A 507-nucleotide genomic window follows, 5' to 3' on the forward strand; every position below is an offset into this window, starting at 1 on the left:
ATGGCGGACTACATGGGCGTGCCGGTCGATGCCCTCCCGGAGGGCGAGTATGCCGCGGTCGAGCAGGTGAACATCAGCACGCATAACGGCACGCATCTCGACGCGCCCTACCACTTCTTCTCGCGCATGAACGAAAGCACGGTGCCGGGCGGCGAGCCCTCCTGGCGGATCGACGAGGTGCCGCTCGACTGGTGCTTCCAGCCCGGCGTGAAGCTGGACTTTCGCGCCAAACCGGACGGCTACGTATGCCAGCCCGACGACGTCAAGCGTGAGCTCGCCCGGATCGGCCACACGCTGAAGCCACTGGAGATCGTGGTGGTGAACACCGCCGCCGGCGCGCGCTACGGCCAGGACGACTATGTCGACACCGGCTGCGGCATGGGCAAGGCGGCGACGCTCTGGATGCTGGAGCAGGGCGTGCGCCTCGTCGGCACGGATGCCTGGTCCTGGGACGCGCCCTTCTCCCACACGAAGCGACGCGTAGCCGAGACGGGGGATGCGTCCCTC

At 68.0% G+C, this 507-nt stretch carries 1 protein-coding gene; it reads left to right on the plus strand.

Translation table 11 applies throughout. The annotated features are described in order from the left end of the window. Positions 1 to 12 precede the first annotated feature (12 nt). Positions 13 to 507, plus strand: a 495-nt coding sequence (locus tag AC1DWF_RS38965) for a cyclase family protein (RefSeq protein WP_476843727.1), incomplete at its 3' end; no start/stop codon positions are given.

The organism is Aminobacter sp. P4_D5 (genome assembly GCF_056401815.1).